The sequence below is a fragment of the Brevibacillus sp. DP1.3A genome (assembly GCF_013284245.2).
Taxonomy (GTDB): Bacteria; Bacillota; Bacilli; order Brevibacillales; family Brevibacillaceae; genus Brevibacillus.
In genome coordinates this window covers 1,022,636-1,040,147 of record NZ_CP085876.1, presented here as the reverse complement: position 1 = coordinate 1,040,147, position 17,512 = coordinate 1,022,636, and the positions used below count along the sequence as shown (strand labels likewise).

Below are 17,512 nucleotides of genomic sequence, written 5' to 3'. Positions count from 1 at the left end.
CCTGCTCCCTACTTAATGGATTGACCCGTAACTGCGTCAACCTTTCCGCCTCTTTCTTTCTGTTCATAAACAAGGACAGGTGTTGCCTGGTACCGTCCGTCGGTGGAAGGAAATACATAGCTCAGTGTAAGCGGATTGGCTGTCAGCAATGCTTGTACGGCTTGCTCGGGCCCTACGACATTGGAGGCATCATCATAGGATAATTCACCAGTAGCTTCTGGAAAACCGGCGGATACAATGTCTCCCGAATGCATGTCAACTTTTACCGAATAGGTCTGGCCCTCCACCCTAATACCTTGGTGTACAGGGAAAAATAGAAACGCTTGCTTGCCTTCTTCTTTGTTAATCATTTGTGGTACCAGCTCCGTTACTTCTGCGTGTACAAACGGTTGCAGAAACGCCACTGCTTTTTCCTCTGCAGTTGCCTCTGTAATCACCTTCTGCTTTGGTGGGTTTTCAAGTACATGAAAGTACGTTATCTGATCATTCATTGTCCTCACCAAGAACCTTTTGTTGCCAACCACGGCATCATACTCCTTCTCCCCTTCGAGAACTAGAGCACCTTTGGTCATTTTAAACGCAATTCCTTCTGGAACTGGAATAAAGGTAGAGAGTGCTGTGGCTATCTCCTCATTTGTCTTGGCGAAGACCCGCTGGTTTCCAGGTGTTACCGTGATTGGTTTGCCGTACTTATTTTTCCTGGTCCATCCGGACTCTACCTCGGCTCCTAATCGTGCATCCAAATAGCCTGTGAAAATTGGGCTGTAGACAGGGCGAAAGCCAGCGGTAATGTCCTTTGCTTTTTGCTCATAGCTGAGGTGCAGCAGGTCTTCTAAATGCTTGCCGATTTCATCGGGTTGCTTAACCCCTGACGGAGCGGCGAATTTGCTTGTGTCCATCTGCAATCCTGTTGCTTCGCCTGCGTTTATATAGTCCAGCTTTCCTGCGCCATTGATCGCCACTACGTACCCATCGTCTTTGACCGGAATCTGATTCACAACACGGACGAAGCGTACGTTTGCTATAGCCTCTGTGCCCTCACCATCAACTGTTACCTCTTCTATCCGGTATTGCTTGATGGCGTCACCGATGAAATCCTTCAGGATATTCTGTGCTTTTTCTTTTCCCATCGCTTCCATAGGCCGCGCAGTAGGTTTCTTTCCGGGAATATCCCTTGCAGAGAAGGACAGTAGTGCACCGCTGTTTACATCGATTCTGGCATCCGCATACAGGGATACCTTCGTCCGCTCCTTGTTGCTGAAGATGCGGAATTGGATGTGGATGACATCTCGCATCTGATTGTTTCGCGAAATGGTTTTTTCCGCGTTTTTCAATTCCGGGTAGTGTTTGCTCAGCTTGTCCACGGTTTTTTGGACTGCTTTGCTCAACTGGGGTTGCGTCAATGTGGCTGCCTCGGCTTGTACAGTTACTTGTGGTTGCGTAAACCACAATGGACTTGATAAGAGCAAAGCAGCAGCTCCTACTGTGATCATCAGCTTTTTGGTTGCATATGGTTTCATTTTGATTTTCCTCCTGGCTTCCTCTTTTTTACGTTCTTAGCCCAATAGTCGGAAGCAAAAGGGAAATGTTACAAGCAAATCAAAATTTTCGTAGAAACAAATGGATTTTTTCTCTGCAAGTTGTCAAAATGTAGTTATAATCAACTTTTTTACATAAGGTGAACATATGAAAAAATATCTAGAGGCGAGGTTTTCTTTTTTATACATTGGCGAAGCCTGTGGCGTAATTGGTTTTCTGATTCTCAGCTTCCCTATCGATTTTTTGTACCCGCAATGGAGGTTATTTTCCCTCTATTCTTTCTGGGCTTCGTTTTTTCTTTTGGAATTTCTTTTACTGCAAGGGAGCGTGTATTGGTATTTCAAATGGAAAGGATTGAAAAGGGAAAATCGATCGATCACTCCCCTCTGGCTTGTTCTTCAATTGAAGCACGTACAGAAGATAAACATTTTCGTGATTATTCTCGCACCTGTTCTGTTTATGATCGATGTCTGGAGATGGCAGTCTACTATGCCTGTAGCTGGTTTGACGATTGTCGGAGGTATCTATGCCTTGGGTGTTCTGGAATATATCAACTACTTCCATGTCCAACTCTCCTACGACAATCGCTCGGATCTCAAATATTTGATAAAGACAAAAAGGCTAAAGCAGGCTTGTATCAGAAAAGATTTTCAGCGATTGGATGAAGGTGGGGCTTAGTGCTTGGCCTTGAAGCAAGAAAAAACTCGATTTCCCGGACGGTTGGGAAGATCGAGTTTTTTCTTTATTTCGATTGATGATTAAAAAACATATCTGAAAATGATATCGATAGCCACACCTATTGTGAGAACCATCATTTTTTGAGAAAAGCTAAGCTTGGCTTCTTTACCATTTACCCATTTATAGGAAGTCTGCAATCCTAGTAGAATTATATAGCCGCCTACATAAGCAAAAATAATTCTGATTAGCTCTGTTGCAATAATCCAAGCCATTTTTCTAGCCCCTCCAGTTAATTCTTGTTGCACTCACCGTATTTCTTTGGGTAGCAGGATACGATCCATTTGATAGATAGTTATTAAATTTCCTCAACTCGAAATCTTCACGATAGGTTTCACCCTCAAAACTCACTATAACAAACCACTTTTGACAAATATCAAATGAGTTCAACACTAGTAAAGCCTCTAAATCTAATACTCCAACTGCAAATCTGTCAGCACTGCTATTTCGTATCATTGTTACCACGTATGTTGCAAGTGGTGTCTCAGGCTCTCCTGATATATACCACTGAAAAGTAACATTGGAATCTTGCTCGATTTTAGAGAGTCGAACTAAAATTTGGACAGTGCCATGAACCCCTGGAAAAAAGCGGCGTTGTGCATTAATGGGCTCATAACTATTTGTCGTATCCTCACAAACCACAATTGATTTTATCATATAACTTCTTACCTTACCTTCTTGCCTCTTCTCTTGAATATTAGTCACCTTTACCCCACAGTGCTTTTCCAATTTCGTATCGGACATTGCCTTCTATTGATCCTCTAATAGCGCCCAAGTGTCCACCAACCACAGCACCTGCTGTTCCTTTATACTTAGCTTCATTTACCTGTCCCATTCCGCCGACTGTTGAGCCAAATACAGCGCCCATTGCCATTCCTTGCGCAGTTTTTTCGGCTACTATTTTACCAACAGCTTTTGGATCGTTAGGGAACACCTCTTTCCCTTTTTCGATTGCCTTCTCCTTTACTTTCTCCGTCGCTTCCCTAACTGTTCGTTCTGCTCTCTCTTTAACTCGAGATACACTTTCTCGTACTCGTTCAATTGAAAATCCCACGATGTAAAAACCTCCCAAAATTTGATACAAATACATTTTTACATTATATGTATAAACGATGTCAATATAATTTTTATTTTTATTAATTTTTTAGTTATTTTATTTAGTATTATTAACAAAATCCACAAGGTGAAAAGAGCATAAAAAAAGGCCAGTCAAGCCTTTGACAGGCCGCCTAGCCGTTGCGAGGTTTTGTGAGCGACATCCTTTACCCGTTCAATCAAATACTGGAGTCGTTCCTCCTTCAAATCATACGTAACAATTCCAATGCTTAACGCGCCGATTACCTTTTGGGTGTAATCAATCACCGGTGCTGCGACGGACGCCGTATTTTCCGTCCGCTCCGCAAAGCTGACCGCATGACCAGCTGCTCTGATCTCCTGGAGCTTCTCCATAAAAACAGGTACCTGCTCTTCACCCACGAGCTGCACTACGGTTTGTCGTGCTTCTTCCACAGGCATATGTGCCAGCACGACTTTATTGGCCGCACCGATATGCATCGGAATCCGCAAGCCCAACTGGTCGTAGATGCGGATATTGTGCTGACTGTCTACACGATCGACAACAATGGATTCGAGTCCGCTAGGCTGACTGAAATAAACACTTTCGTTCACTTCTCTGGCAAGCTCCTCGATCATCGGCTTGATTACTTTGCGATAATCGATTCGATCAAGCACGCGCAAACCAAACTCCATCCATTTAATCCCCAACGTATATTGCTTGGTCGCAGCATCCTGCTCTACCAGTCCATGCTTCATCAACGTGTACAACAGTCGATAAATGGTGCTGACCGGGAGCTGGCATTCCTTCGCTAAATCATTGATCGTCCACCATTTTCTATGTTCATCCGACGAAAGTGCCGTTGCAATCGCCATCGCTCGATCAAACGATTGAATCACGGTCATCCCCCCTTTTCTATCTATCTTCTCATATGAAACTATGTTAAACCATTTGCTCTAATTTTGTGAATCGCAAAAAAACTCCAGGGAGGAATCACAGATTGACAGTCAGAAATCAGAATGTGTAAACTAATGGTGAACATTTCGAAATATGAATAATATTCTGCAATGTGGAAAAAGGGAGGCAACTATGTTCCAAGGCAGCCAATCCATGGTCAAAAAGATGAAAACCGTCATCATCAAGCATCCCCATCAAGCATTTATCAGTCAAGAACATCTCGATCAATCGTGGAAAACCTTCAATTATACAGACCGCCCTGACTGGGACCGCGCTCTGCATGAATACGCCAAATTCGAATCAATTTTGCGCGAGCATGTAGAAAACGTCCTGCACTTGCCACAATCTGATAAAACCGGACTGGATTCCATTTACGCCCATGACCCTGTGAAATTTACTTCTAAAGGGGCAATCATCCTCAAATCTGGCAAGGAGCTCCGTCAGGGTGAAGCCGAAGTATACAAAGCCTTTTTAGAAGAAAACAATATCCCGATCCTGGGACAGCTCACAGGCGATGCCTTGTCAGATGGCGGCGATCTCGTCTGGCTGGGTGAAAAAACGCTCGCGATCGGCCTTGGCTTCCGCACGAACGAAGTGGCTATCGCTCAAATTACAGAAATGGTCAAGGATTTCACGGATGAAATCATCGTCGTGCAGCTCCCGTATGATCGCGGTCCTGCGGAATGTCTGCATCTGATGTCGATTATCAGCATGGTCGATCATGATTTGGCAGTTGTTTACTCCAAGCTGATGCCAGTATTTTTCCGCCAACTGCTCATTGACAGAGGCATTCAGTTAATCGAGGTACCGGATCATGAGTACGATAATCTCGGCAGCAATGTTCTCGCTCTCGCGCCGCGTGTGTGCATGGTCGTGTCCGGCAACCCGATTACGAAGCAACGCCTTCTCGATGCAGGTGCGACTGTGTACGAGTATGAGGGCGAGGAGATTTCTTATAAGGGAACAGGTGGACCTACTTGCCTGACAAGCCCGGTGGAACGGATCTAGCCGTTAGATATACACGATAGAGCATCAAGACTGAACTGTACCTCCATCGTTAGATACCATGAACGATTGGCGGTGCAGTTTTTCTATGACCAAAAAGTTTCCTTAAGCAAAAACTTTGTTGCCAGGGAAAGAGTCTTATCTTAAACTAAAATCATGAAGATATCGAATACGTGCACTTTTTTTTACCTTCATTTTTGCCCTAAGCCAACAGTTTGTCCTTAATGAAAAAGGAGCGTGAACATCATGCCATCTATCAGCATTCCTTTGTCTGATGCCTTGATTGGTAGCCACATCTGTCTGGATCGTATTGACGTTCAGGGTATACTGCGCAGGCGATTGTTGGATCTCGGATTCGTCCCCGGCAACATCGTGGAAGTCATGCAAAAAAGTCCGCTAGGCGATCCCATTGCCTTTCGGGTAAATAACACAATCATCGCCCTGCGCAAAGAAGAAAGCTCCCTCATATTCGGGGAGTACGTGGGGAGTGAAGAAAAGTGACTTCCTACACGATTGCCTTGGCAGGAAACCCGAATACCGGTAAGAGTACATTATTCAACACATTGACTGGACTTCGCCAACATACGGGAAACTGGGCAGGAAAGACAGTCGTAATGGCTGAGGGAGAATTCTCTCGGGGAAATACGACTTTTCGGATCATCGATTTGCCAGGTACGTATTCCTTGTATTCCAACTCGACGGATGAAGAAGTGGCGAGAGATTACATTATCTTCGAGCAACCTGACGTCACCGTTGTGGTACTGGATGCAACTTCTTTGGAACGGAATCTCAATTTGGCCTTGCAGGTGTTGGAAATGACCCCCTACGTCGTCGTATGCGTCAATTTGATCGATGAAGCGAAAAAGCTTGGCATTCGTATTGATCTGGAAAAAATCTCGCAAAGATTAGGTGTTCCCTGTGTCGCCATTTCCGCCAGAAATCATATCGGGATCGAGAATTTGCTCGATCAGGTGGAGAAAGTAGCGAACGGAACAATCGTGCCCAATCCTGTACAGATAACCTACAGTGATCAGATTGAGTCCAAGTTGGCACAGTTGGAGCCGCTCATCGAGAAAACCTTGGGTAGTCGTTTTCCGACAAGATGGATCGCTCTGCGGTTGTTAGATGGTGATGAAAGTTTGTTGCGAACCTTGAGAGAGCGCATGCAAGATCCGGCTACAGCTGCAAGAAAGGAGCCTTTGACCCATGGACGAACCGTTTGCCACTAATCCGTCTGATTCCCTTGAGGCACTTCTTTCTGCGGCCCGGAGCTCAGTGGAAGGAAGTGCAATTCGAGACACGATTGTGAGTGACATTTATCGCACCAGTCGCAGTATTTGTAAGGAAGCGGTGACATACGAAGACAAGCAAAAGCTTTCTAGTGCATATAAGTTGGATAAAATTGTGACGTCCAAAATATGGGGCTACCCCATCATGCTGGCGATTTTAGGTGCGGTATTCTGGATCACGATCGCAGGTGCCAATGTTCCATCCGGAATGCTTGCCGACATGTTCGGTGTTGTCGAGGGTTATCTAACTGCTGGCTTTCAAGCTGTACATGCACCCGATTGGCTGCACGGGATTCTGGTTCTCGGATTCTTTCGCGGTACCTCATGGGTTGTCAGCGTCATGCTACCTCCGATGGCTATCTTTTTCCCAGTCTTTGCTCTGCTCGAGAACTTCGGATATTTGCCGCGTGTCGCTTTCAACATGGATCGTCTGTTTAAAAATGCAGGCGGACACGGCAAACAGGCATTGACCATGTCGATGGGGTTTGGCTGTAACGCAGCAGCCATCCTTTCCACCCGGATTATCGAATCTCCTCGGGAGCGAATGCTGGCGATTCTGACCAATAATTTCGTCCCGTGTAATGGTCGCTGGCCTACCTTGATCTTATTGGCGTCTCTTTTTATGGCGACCAGCACGACCAGCGGATGGCAATCTCTGATTACTGCTCTTATCGTCATGGGTATGGTACTTTTTGGAATCGTTATCACTCTTACGGTTTCCTGGACGTTATCCAAAACAGCCTTGCGCGGAGTACCGACACACTATACGCTGGAGCTGCCCCCGTACCGTCGTCCGCAGATTTGGAAAACGATCCTCATCGCAAGTAAAGATAAATCGTGGAGCGTGCTGAAAAGGGCCGTCATTGTTGCCGCCCCTGCCGGTATCATCACTTGGGTATTGGGCAATATCTTTGTCGGTGGAGATAGCATCCTCGCCCATATGGCTGCCTTTTTTGATCCGTTTGCACAAATCATTGGTCTCGATGGCTATATTCTCATGGCTTTTATTCTCGGCTTGCCCGCTAATGAAATCGTTCTGCCGATTCTTCTGATGGGGTATATGTCCTCCGGTGCCATGGTTGATCTGGAAGGGATCGACAATATCAAGGATGTCTTCTTGCAGCACGGGTGGACTTGGTTGACAGCACTCAATATGATGTTGTTCTCTTTGCTTCATTACCCTTGCGGCACTACCTTGTTCAATATTTACAAGGAAACGAAAAGTGTGAAATGGACGGTGCTTTCCGCACTCATTCCGCTAGCCATTGCGATCGGAGTAACATTCTTGACTGCCCAGGTGGCAAGAGCACTCGGTTGGGTGTAAAAAACAGCAAAAAGCCTTTGCACAATACCAGACCTCCTGGTTCGTGCAAAGGCTTTTTTTAATCCGTAATAGGTATCACGCCTTTTAGGGGAAATCGCTCAAACTCAAGTCCTCTCATCTCCAGCTGATACGTATCCTGTTTGGGTACCTCGAAAGTAAGTGAAACAGTCTCCAGGTTCTCTGCGATAATAAAATCCTTGCTATACTGACCTTCTACACGCAGATTAATCTCCTCTGGTCCTTCGTTCGGGATGACGATGAAAAGCTTGCCTTTGTCGTAATACACCTTTTCGATGTTCAGCTTATTCTTTTTGCCAAATGGAATGCTTTGCGGGTATTTGGCATTCCGATCCAGCATGATGTTTTCTCTAATGGACTTATTCGCAGATACCTCGTCGAATCGAAGCTCGAGTTTTTCCGGTACGTCTTCAAAGAAGAGAGATGGGAAAAACTGCATGGTATACTTGTCGCTGCCTTGAACCCTGTTAGCATCGCCATCTCGAACCTGCTCCAGATTCTCATTGATTCGGTCATCTATTGCCGGATATTCCTTTCCATTCCCATCTACCAGCTTCACATTCTCCAAGCGATACAGCTCGAATCCATCCTGCAAAGCAGCTTCCAGCTCCGCTTCCATCACAGTCGGAGAAGCTATGATCTGGTTTACTTTCAGCCTCGTCAACAGGCTGTCTGTTTCTAGCACAGCCTCTACTTCTTCATCCGGTTGGATTGCTTTTTCTGCTACAGTAACGGACCTTGGCAGAGGCAGCAACAGCTCGGCTACCACTTCATCAGCTTCTTTCTTGCGCATATCTACAATTTGCACAGGCAGTACGGGCTTCGTCTGATTCATGAACTCCCGCATTTTTTTCTCGTCAATTCGGTAATTCGGTGCGATGATAAGATAATGCACACCATCGATTAATTGAAAATCTTTCGGAGCATGACCTATTTCTTTCAGCTCCCCCAAATCTACACGAAGACTCCCATAAAGCATCTCGCTTCTTTTCGATTCGTCTGGAATTCGCGCAATCTCCTCCATTTTTTCACCGGAGATTAACAGCGTAAACGTAATCCGTCTGTGATCGACCATGGCATCCCTGATCTGATAAACAAAACCGTCCTTCTCCACTTTCACCTCAGGCAGAATCGGATAGCCGTTCTTCAAAGCATGCATGAAACCTTCATCTGGTGTTATCCATTCAAAGGATTCCTGTCCTTTCTCTGCCCCCGTCAGTCCCCACAAACTACCATCAAGCGGCTGAACAATCTGAAAGAAAAAAGTCGCAGCAACTGCCGCTCCGGCTGCCCAAGAGGTTACTTGCCAACGACGGCGACGCTTCTCACTCTGAATTTTCGTAAGTACTTCCTGCTCGAATTTTTCCAAATGAAAGGGATATTTCTCACGAACGGATTGCTTTGCTGATTGACTCCATTCTTTCCACATGCGATCGTCGCTCATCCTTTTACCTCCTTCGACATGGTCTCCTTCAATTGCTTCCTGGCTCGATGCAAACGCGTACGGACGACCTCTTGCGAAACCGCGAGAATGTCCGCAACTTCCGCAATCGACAGGTCTTCGTAATAATGCAGGAGGATAACCTGCCTGTACTTCGGTGCGAGGGATTGAATGTACGTGACGACCTCTTCCCGCTTCACCCGGTTTAAAATCTCTTCCTCTACCTGATTGTTTGCCTGCCGATCCATCAGGTCGCCCAGATGATCATCCATCGTCGGAAAAATGTTGCGGAACGACCACGACCGAAAATGCTTTTTGCTTTCATTCATCGCGATCTTGTAGAGCCAATGCTTGATCTGCCCGTCCCCGCGGAACTGATCGAGATGCCGATATGCTTGGATAAACACGTTTTGGGTAATATCGTCCGCCAACGCATGATTCTTTACCGTGAGACTCACCAGATGAAAAATCTTCTCCCCGTATTGCTGCATCAGCCATTTCAGTCTGGCTTCCCGTGTAACCTCCAGACTGGCTGGCATTGTTTCTGCTTCGTTCAACCCGTTCACCTCATCCGTTGATTGCTTGCTATTAGGTATGATCCGTCTCACGGCAAAAAGGTGACAGAAAATGCAAAAAGAAACCGCTGTGGTTTCCACAACGGCTACTTCGCTGTTTGTTCTTCCTTTTCCAAAAACCAAACCTTTTGGATCGCTCTACAAAACATGCTGCATCCAAATATTCGGCTCGATATATACCACTTCGTCCTTTTCCACGTCAACCTGCACGGGAACTAATGCGTCTGGAATGATGTACGATCCGGACTCCGGGAATTTCATCCCTGTCCAGCTTTCCCAATCCGTCAAGCTTCCTTTGATCAGCATGGATTCCGGCGCAACCTGCATGATCGTCGCTCCCAGTTTCCAATGCGTGCGCACCCACGGATCAAACGGAGCGTCATCGGTCGTTTTCCACTGAACATACTTATCCATGGGCGTGAGCGGGTACTTGTGCTTGAGCGATGGACGTACGGGTGCCACCAAGTGCACCAAGCCATTTTCCTTGGCGATATCCTTCATCGCCGTAACCATCTGCTCGCTGAGACCGTGTCCACGATAGTGGGGATCGATGGAGATGGAGAGTGCCGATATCGCGTTTGGCTGTTTTTCTTGGCGGTAGTCTTCAATCCCTTGCAGAAAGACATCATCCCACCCTTTTGGTAGCCCTTCCGAAGTGCCATCCCAATAAAATGGAATCGCATTTCCTACAGCGATCACCTTGTCAGCCTCGTCCGTCAGCATAAATTGATAAGGAGAGAACCAGTCATACAGATGACCATAATATTCGTTAGCCACTTCATCATTGAGCATGAAGGCAGACCAGCTTGCTTCGATTAGTGCATCAGCTTGATCGTTTAAATCCGATCTTTGTGCGAAAGTGTAGATGTTGTATGACATGCTTGGAATCCTCCTACGAACTCAGATGTCTAGCTTCCCATCTAATCCCTATTCGATTTTCTTCGACATTTTCCTCTTGCGGTGTGTCACACAATCGCTCCCTCTCTCGTTATATGGTCAAACTAAACGAGGAGCTGATTGGCATGAAAGAACAAACATGTGTGATTGTCGGAGGCGGGTACGCTGGTATCCACGCACTAAAAGCCGTTCGCGATACCTGCAAAGGACGCCCGATCCGCTTCATCTTAATCGATAGAGAGCCTCATCACCTTCGCAAAGTCCTGTTGTTCAAACCAGCTGCTGCCAAAACAGATATCTCAATTCCTCTAGAAAGCCTGTTTCCAGAGGGCGTCGAATTCGTCCAAGGTACAGTCACGTCGATCAAAGGGAAGGAGAAAAGCCTCTTATTCCGGAACAAAAACGGTCAAGAGCAGGCGTTGCCCTACGACATTCTCATCCTGGCAGTAGGAAGCGTCATTCGCCAACCGGAGTCAGAACAAGGCGGCATCGCTTTGACGGGCGTCAAGGCGGCCGAGTCGATTCGGGATAAGTGGCTTGCCAATATGCGCCAAGCCGTCCATGAAAAGCAGCCATCCGAACGTGAGCGATTGTTGACGATCGCCGTTGCGGGAGCGGGTATCAGCGGGATGGAGACCGCTGCGGAGCTGGCTTTCGCTATGCGTGAGGAAGCGAAGAACCTCGGCATCCATCCTGATGAAGTCAACGTCTATCTCATCAACGCACAAAATCGTTTGTTTTCGGAAGGCCCTGCCAAAATGGGGCGCAAGCTGGAGAGTGCACTCACAGATGGCGGCGTTACCATTCTGCATGGTCAAAAGGCATTTCATGAGCGGGACGGAATACTGACGCTAGCCAGTGGTCGCATGCTTGCTGTCGGGCTGTGCGTCTGGTCGCTCGGACTCTTGCCCAATCCCGCATTGCGCAGCATGGGCGTGCCACTGACCACACACGGACAGGTGGTCGTCGATGAATCCTATCGTGTAGCGGGAACGCCGGGGGTGTACAGTATTGGCGATTGTGCGCGCATCGTAGATCCAGCCAGCGGGCAAGCGGACACGATGACATGCAAGGAAGCCTCCGGGCAGGCGATACGTTTGGGCAAAATTGTGCTGGCTGACTTGGATGGAACCCCTGCCCCTGCACACAAAAGCTACATGGACATTTACTGCGTCGGACTCGGCCCTGAACGCGGAATGGTTTGGACGAGAAAATGGGGACTCGATATCATTTTGACAGGGAAATTGGGGTGGAAGCTTCGCCAGTTCACCTGGAATGTTGCCAGCATGATAAAATAGGAAAAAAATAGGGACGTACGAAGATACAAGAGGAAGTGACACAGCCATGGAGGCTCTGTACAAACAATATAAGGGGCTCATGTTCCGCCTCGCCTATCAGATGCTCGGCTCGGCCACGGATGCGGAGGATATCGTGCAGGACGTATTCGTGAAGGCCCATGATGTCTCGCTGGAACAGATGGACGAACCGAAGGCTTACCTGTGCAAAATGACCACAAACCGCTGCCTCGATTTGTTAAAATCTGCTCGCAAAAAACGGGAGCTGTATACTGGACCATGGCTACCAGAGCCCATCTCTACCCCTGATGCAAACAGCTATGATTCTGTCATTACCAAAGACTTGCTATCCTACGCGATGCTCGTCCTGTTGGAGCGGCTGTCTCCCCCAGAACGAGCGGTATTCGTCCTGCGAGAAGCCTTTGACTTCCAATATGACGAGATTGCCGAGCTGGTTGGAAAAACCGAAGCGAATTGCCGCAAGATTGTTAGTCGGGCAAAAAAGAAAATGGGGATTGACCCAGAGGAATCTCATCTCATCCCAGAAAAAGAGCTCGGCGAAGAATGGATCGGCCGTTTTCTGTCTGCGTTGGAGCACGGAAATGTCGAGACATTGCTCACTCTGCTTGCCACAGATGCGGTATTGCTCTCCGACGGCGGCGGCAAGGTCACCGCAGCTCTGCATCCGATCTTGTCTGGCGAACGCGTGGCTTCCTTCTTACTCGGCTTGATGCGCGGCTTCTCAAAGCGTTCAGATTTCTCCGTAGAGCTCGCACCTTTAAACAACCAGACCGGGTTTGTGATCAGACTGGACGGCAGAATCGACACCGTGGTGTTTTTTCATATCGAACACGGAGTTATTCACAACCTCTACTTTGTCAGAAATCCTGAAAAGTTAAGATTCGTAGAGTCGTAGTCGGCTCCTAGCGTAGCAAACAATCTCACAAAAATCTCACAAGAAAAACCCTCTTTCCTATTTTCGTGAAAGAGGGTTTGATTTCGCGTCATGCACGTTCTAAAAAAGTGTGGTCAAAATAAGTTTTGAAATTCGGATATAAAAAGATCAGTGATTCTTTCAATTCGTTGCGTTCTGTATTTTCTTCATCCATTTCAAACAAAATTTCATGGTCAATTTCATAGATTCCACACTTCTCTTCATCCGGGCTTTCTTGCAAATCGATACATCGTATTTTTCCGTACTCTGTATCCCATGAAAAAGGAAGGTAGCCTAACTTGCAAAGCAACGGGCTGTACATATCTTTAATACGATCGAATGGCTCATCAATCCCTTGTTCAGGAATGACGTCGAAATAATGATGATAAGCAGAAATGAAGGCTTTATACCACTCCGGAAATTTCAACCCAAATTCTTTTTCTAGCGAAGCCACATCCTCGTGACTTACGGTAGAAGGAACCAGCTTCCATCTGGACCACTCTTCATCGACATCAGCTACTTTCATGACATCAGGGACGTCTGGCCGCATCCATCTGCAAAAACCTTCCTCTGTCACTTGGTTATATCGGGCATAGTAAGCTTCAAAACCATTCTTGATATACTCTTTTATATCCATATGTAAGACCTCCTTTTTCCTTATATAAAGTCAGTTCCTCCATAATCGCTTCGTTTCTACGAGCACTTCACCCTGAAACTCCATTTTGTAAATATCAGGCTTGGACGTCGTCAATAAAAAATCCAAATCGTACTGACTGTCAAAGTACCCCATCATCAAAGTCATAACGGCACCATGCGTTCCGATTACAACTTTCTGCCCTCTATATTGCTCTAAAATTTTTCGCAACGTACTTACCACACGATTCCGACAAATTGCGATGGACTCTCCTCCAAGTAAAGAAAAGTCTGGCTCAGTAAACATCCTCTTTACTAATGGATACAATTCGCTATCAGCCATGATTTGATTGTTTCCGATAAAAACGAGTTCTCTCAGCTCTTCTAAAACGACGATCTCTTTCCCTACGGACTGGGCTAGTTCTTCTATGGTTGCCATTGCCCTTTGATACGGACTTGAAATGAACGCATCTATCCCCTCGTCTTTCAACAATTGAGTAATGATACAGGCATCTGACCAACCTTTTTCAGTCAGTCCTCGTGTTCTTTCGTCTCCTTCGGTTTTTGGTGATTCTCCGTGCCTGACCATGTAAATATAGGTTTTCATACATACCCTCCGTGAAAACTTTTATTTTCTGCCTACATCCTTCCTGAAAATATATTAACAACCCCCCCTTCCATTTTTCACTAGAAAGGGGGGCACTCTTAGATTTTGAAGCGATGCACGATCTCTTCCATCGTCTGCGTCAAGCCGACATTTCGCTCTGAAATAGCCGCGACCTGCTGATTGTTATCCGCAATAATGCGAGATTGCTCTGTGATCGCCTCCACACTGTGGGCACTTTTCTCCATCGAGTTCGTCACTTGCTCCACGACAGAAACCACACTGCTGATTGTAGAATTCAACTCTTCAAAAGACGCATTGAATTCTTCTAGCAACGTATGGAAACGATGCGCATCCAAATTGTACTTCTCCGATGTTTCCATCATGCTATCATAGTCAGGAATGACCCGCGTTTCGATAAAGTCCAAGACGCTCGACGAATGAGTCGCCAAATTGTCTACAGATTCGCCCGTGACCTGGATAATGCGTTGAATATCAATCACGACCTCAGACGATTGCGTCGCCAGTCTGCGTATCTCATCCGCTACGACAGAAAACCCTCTACCGCTGTCTCCCGCACGTGCAGCTTCAATCGCCGCATTCAATGCCAACAGATTCGTCTGCTCAGAGATTGTGAGTATCGCCTCTGCCAACAGGTTGATTTTTTCCATCGATTCCTTCGAGTCGGTGATCGCAATTTCCGTTTGTGCCTTCACATTCATATACAGCTCTGTCGTCATTTTATCTGCAGCCAATGCATGTTCCCGCAAAGCAGTTGCCCGCGAGCTGACATCCTGCGCGGTCGCAGCCGCTACTTCTGTTCTTTTCGTAATCGAGTGAATGACGGTCTCCATATCGTTCAAGGTCGCATTCATCTCTTCTGTGGCCGCCATCGTCTCCTGCATATGGGCGAGCAAGATGCCCGTAGCCTCCGCGGTTCCGCTGGACTGCTCGCTTACTTTGTTAGTAGCTTGCTTCGCGCTTTGCGCATTTTCAGCGACCGAGTGGGACACCGCTGCTAGCTTGCTCACAACCTCGCTCAATTGCTCACGCATGACAATGATCGACTGTGCTGTCAATCCAATCTCATCCTGCGTGCCCTGCTCGTTCACCGCCATTTTTTCCCGCAAATCAAATTGAGCCGTCTGCGTAATGATCTCCCTCATTTGATCAATTGGGCGGGTAATCCAGCGACTCAGCAAGAAGGATAGAAGCAACGCTCCTGCCACGGAACATACCAGCTTCCAGACAACGGACTCCAGATTGTCCGCCAGCTTCTGGTTCAGCTCCGTATTGTCATACACAATCTTGATGACACGTGATCGGCTGAGATCATTGGGATCTTTGCCTAGCTTGTACGGGACGAGGCGATAAGTGAGATCTTTCTCCTCTGTTTTTTCATGAAACTCTTTGATCTCTTGTGATTGGTATGCTTCCGTAAAAATCGGCAAGTGACTCTCGATCACCCGCAAGGCTTTCCCGTCGCTCCCTGTTCTCCCCAAAGCGTAGCCATCATGAGAAAAGACCAGAATGTCTTTTACCATGCCGTATTTCTCCGTGATCGCCTGCGACACAGCCAAGAAATTAAAGGTCTGGAAAAGAGCGCTGTCCTGCAAATTCACACTGACTTCAAACAGGTACTTCTGGTCAAATGTAGGGAGATAAGCGAACTTTTTGATTTGACCTGTATTGACGGAAACCTCCATGCCATCGGCAGAAAACTCTTTTCCATCGATCCGCTTTTTCAACAGCTCCGTAAATGCCCCGGCATTGCTGAAATCAAGCCCAATATCGGTTTTGACGCTGGAATGAACGACCTTGATATTTCGGTCAATGATGAAAATATCCATCCCATACTGCTCACGCAGGGCTACATAGTCCCACTTCTCCACCCCTGGATTTTGCCGATAATTATTCGTTAACACTTGCAGTGTTTGCTGCATGCGGGTTGCCATGTCTTTCTCAAAAACGCCGTATGCCATATCCACATTCTTCACTGCATTCGTGACATGATCCTCTACCAGCTGGTACTGTACCGCTTGGTCAGAAATAATATTCGCCTTGAACTGAGCATAGTCAATAATAGACAACACAATGGCTACCAGCATCGTAAATAAAGAAATCATCAAGGTAAGCTTAGTACGAAAAGACATCCACATTCGTTTCATAAGTCTGCTCCAAGAAGTTTTATTTTTTTAACATAACTTAACATAATTTACCACATCTTAACTTGTCAATCCTTTCATGAGTTTACTGTATTTTGGCAATATATACACTAGGATTTACCATTAACACCGTGCTTATAGTGTCAATGAACACCGTATGAACTTATGCCCAAAACCGCACTACACCACCATTTGTTATGTTAAAATCGGCTCGAACAAAGATGTTCAAAACGTATGTAGGAGGACACCCACATGCAAAATCGTCAAAACGAAATTATTATTCCTGAAAATCCTGTTTCACACTTCCTGTTCACCAGCACAAAATCGGCTGCGCTCTGGTTGATCATCAGACTGTATGTCGGCTATGCATGGATTACTGCGGGATGGAAAAAAGTCCAGTCCGATGCCTGGACCGGAGATGCGGCTGGCGGCGCGATTCAAGGGTTCGTAAAAGGCTCCTTAGCAAAAGCAGCCGAAGGAAAGGACGTAACGGGGTGGTACGCCTGGTTCCTGGAAAATATGGTATTGCCAAATGCCAAGGTGTTCGGCTTCCTCGTTGCTTGGGGTGAGGTACTCGTCGGACTCGGCTTGATCCTCGGATGCCTGACAGGGATCGCAGCGTTTTTCGGCGGCTTGATGAACGTCAGCTTTCTGTTCGCAGGAACGGTCAGCACCAACCCACTCCTTTTTGTTTTTGCCACTTGGCTCGTTCTGGCTTGGAAGGTTGCAGGCTGGTATGGTCTTGATCGCTGGGCGCTTTCTTATCTCGGAACACCTTGGACGAGAAAATCGCGCGATGGTGTTTTGCCGATGAACAAGTAATCCTTTTTTCCCTCCCTAATGACAAAGCCACCTTTTGCGGGTGGCTTTTGTTGTCCCTTCAGATCGATAGTTAATGAAGTAACGGACAAATTGTATGAATTTATTCCGAAAGGTAACCGTGATTTCCGATGAATATTTATACATTATGTTGAATGACTGACTGGTTGCTGTGCATTATTCTTTTGAGGAACTATAAATTTTCTTATTTTTCAAATAATTTAACAG

At 46.6% G+C, this 17,512-nt stretch carries 19 protein-coding genes; 8 read left to right on the top strand and 11 right to left on the bottom strand.

Annotated features, from left to right (window positions below; translation table 11 throughout):
- Positions 1–8: 8 nt before the first annotated feature.
- Complete coding sequence (locus HP399_RS04645) at positions 9–1,520, bottom strand: hypothetical protein (RefSeq protein ID WP_173616829.1); 1,512 nt, start codon at positions 1,518–1,520, stop codon at positions 9–11.
- A gap of 166 nt (positions 1,521–1,686) precedes the next feature.
- Between HP399_RS04645 and HP399_RS04640 the strand changes: the two genes are divergently transcribed.
- Positions 1,687–2,217 carry a general stress protein gene (locus tag HP399_RS04640; protein WP_173616830.1) on the top strand — a complete coding sequence of 177 codons (531 nt, stop codon included), beginning with the start codon at positions 1,687–1,689 and terminating at the stop codon, positions 2,215–2,217.
- 80 nt (positions 2,218–2,297) lie between these two features.
- Here HP399_RS04640 and HP399_RS04635 read toward each other — a convergent pair whose 3' ends face one another.
- The 4 genes from HP399_RS04635 to HP399_RS04620 all read right to left on the bottom strand — a co-directional run bounded on the left by HP399_RS04635 (position 2,298) and on the right by HP399_RS04620 (position 4,227).
- Positions 2,298–2,489: a hypothetical protein gene (locus HP399_RS04635; RefSeq protein ID WP_173616831.1), complete on the bottom strand. Its 192-nt coding sequence runs from the start codon at positions 2,487–2,489 to the stop codon at positions 2,298–2,300.
- Between the two features lie 4 nt (positions 2,490–2,493).
- Positions 2,494–2,979, bottom strand: coding sequence for a hypothetical protein (locus tag HP399_RS04630; RefSeq protein ID WP_228088443.1), 486 nt, complete (start codon positions 2,977–2,979; stop codon positions 2,494–2,496).
- Positions 2,972–3,328, bottom strand: a complete 357-nt coding sequence (locus HP399_RS04625) for a hypothetical protein (RefSeq protein ID WP_173616832.1) — start codon at positions 3,326–3,328, stop codon at positions 2,972–2,974. The genes HP399_RS04630 and HP399_RS04625 overlap by 8 nt, the downstream gene beginning before the upstream one ends.
- A 155-nt stretch (positions 3,329–3,483) precedes the next feature.
- The gene (locus HP399_RS04620) at positions 3,484–4,227 is read right to left on the bottom strand and encodes an IclR family transcriptional regulator (protein ID WP_173616833.1); all 744 of its coding nucleotides are present in this window, start codon (positions 4,225–4,227) and stop codon (positions 3,484–3,486) included.
- 190 nt (positions 4,228–4,417) lie between these two features.
- Here HP399_RS04620 and HP399_RS04615 point away from each other — a divergent pair, with 190 nt between their 5' ends.
- The 4 genes from HP399_RS04615 to HP399_RS04600 all read left to right on the top strand — a co-directional run bounded on the left by HP399_RS04615 (position 4,418) and on the right by HP399_RS04600 (position 7,903).
- Positions 4,418–5,293 (top strand): dimethylarginine dimethylaminohydrolase family protein, encoded by an 876-nt coding sequence (locus tag HP399_RS04615; protein ID WP_173616835.1) that lies wholly within the window; start codon positions 4,418–4,420, stop codon positions 5,291–5,293.
- 243 nt (positions 5,294–5,536) lie between these two features.
- The gene (locus tag HP399_RS04610) at positions 5,537–5,791 is read left to right on the top strand and encodes a FeoA family protein (protein ID WP_048034840.1); all 255 of its coding nucleotides are present in this window, start codon (positions 5,537–5,539) and stop codon (positions 5,789–5,791) included.
- The gene (locus HP399_RS04605; RefSeq protein WP_173616837.1) at positions 5,788–6,519 is read left to right on the top strand and encodes a FeoB small GTPase domain-containing protein; all 732 of its coding nucleotides are present in this window, start codon (positions 5,788–5,790) and stop codon (positions 6,517–6,519) included. Before HP399_RS04610 ends, HP399_RS04605 begins: the two co-directional genes overlap by 4 nt.
- Positions 6,497–7,903 (top strand): ferrous iron transporter B, encoded by a 1,407-nt coding sequence (locus HP399_RS04600; RefSeq protein WP_173616838.1) that lies wholly within the window; start codon positions 6,497–6,499, stop codon positions 7,901–7,903. The genes HP399_RS04605 and HP399_RS04600 overlap by 23 nt, the downstream gene beginning before the upstream one ends.
- Positions 7,904–7,961: 58 nt before the next feature.
- Here HP399_RS04600 and HP399_RS04595 read toward each other — a convergent pair whose 3' ends face one another.
- From HP399_RS04595 to HP399_RS04585, 3 genes are all read right to left on the bottom strand, one after another.
- On the bottom strand, positions 7,962–9,365 hold the full coding sequence (locus HP399_RS04595) for a hypothetical protein (protein ID WP_173616839.1): 1,404 nt from the start codon (positions 9,363–9,365) through the stop codon (positions 7,962–7,964).
- Positions 9,362–9,919, bottom strand: coding sequence for a sigma-70 family RNA polymerase sigma factor (locus HP399_RS04590; protein WP_173616840.1), 558 nt, complete (start codon positions 9,917–9,919; stop codon positions 9,362–9,364). The genes HP399_RS04595 and HP399_RS04590 overlap by 4 nt, the downstream gene beginning before the upstream one ends.
- 156 nt (positions 9,920–10,075) lie before the next feature.
- Complete coding sequence (locus HP399_RS04585; RefSeq protein WP_173616841.1) at positions 10,076–10,816, bottom strand: GNAT family N-acetyltransferase; 741 nt, start codon at positions 10,814–10,816, stop codon at positions 10,076–10,078.
- Positions 10,817–10,959: 143 nt separating this feature from the next.
- Between HP399_RS04585 and HP399_RS04580 the strand changes: the two genes are divergently transcribed.
- Entirely contained in the window at positions 10,960–12,132 is a 1,173-nt protein-coding gene (locus HP399_RS04580; protein ID WP_173616842.1) for an NAD(P)/FAD-dependent oxidoreductase, read from the top strand.
- A 46-nt stretch (positions 12,133–12,178) separates the two neighbouring features.
- Positions 12,179–13,045 (top strand): RNA polymerase sigma-70 factor, encoded by an 867-nt coding sequence (locus tag HP399_RS04575; RefSeq protein ID WP_173616843.1) that lies wholly within the window; start codon positions 12,179–12,181, stop codon positions 13,043–13,045.
- Positions 13,046–13,133: 88 nt separating this feature from the next.
- Here the strand turns inward: HP399_RS04575 and HP399_RS04570 are convergent, their stop codons facing one another.
- The 3 genes from HP399_RS04570 to HP399_RS04560 all read right to left on the bottom strand — a co-directional run bounded on the left by HP399_RS04570 (position 13,134) and on the right by HP399_RS04560 (position 16,468).
- Positions 13,134–13,700, bottom strand: a complete 567-nt coding sequence (locus tag HP399_RS04570) for an SMI1/KNR4 family protein (protein ID WP_173616844.1) — start codon at positions 13,698–13,700, stop codon at positions 13,134–13,136.
- A gap of 30 nt (positions 13,701–13,730) precedes the next feature.
- The gene (locus tag HP399_RS04565; protein WP_173616845.1) at positions 13,731–14,303 is read right to left on the bottom strand and encodes a histidine phosphatase family protein; all 573 of its coding nucleotides are present in this window, start codon (positions 14,301–14,303) and stop codon (positions 13,731–13,733) included.
- Positions 14,304–14,401: 98 nt separating this feature from the next.
- Complete coding sequence (locus HP399_RS04560; protein WP_173616846.1) at positions 14,402–16,468, bottom strand: methyl-accepting chemotaxis protein; 2,067 nt, start codon at positions 16,466–16,468, stop codon at positions 14,402–14,404.
- Between the two features lie 249 nt (positions 16,469–16,717).
- On the opposite strand from HP399_RS04560, the gene HP399_RS04555 reads away from it, so the two are divergent.
- Positions 16,718–17,287: a DoxX family protein gene (locus HP399_RS04555; RefSeq protein ID WP_173616847.1), complete on the top strand. Its 570-nt coding sequence runs from the start codon at positions 16,718–16,720 to the stop codon at positions 17,285–17,287.
- The last annotated feature ends 225 nt before the right edge of the window (positions 17,288–17,512 follow it).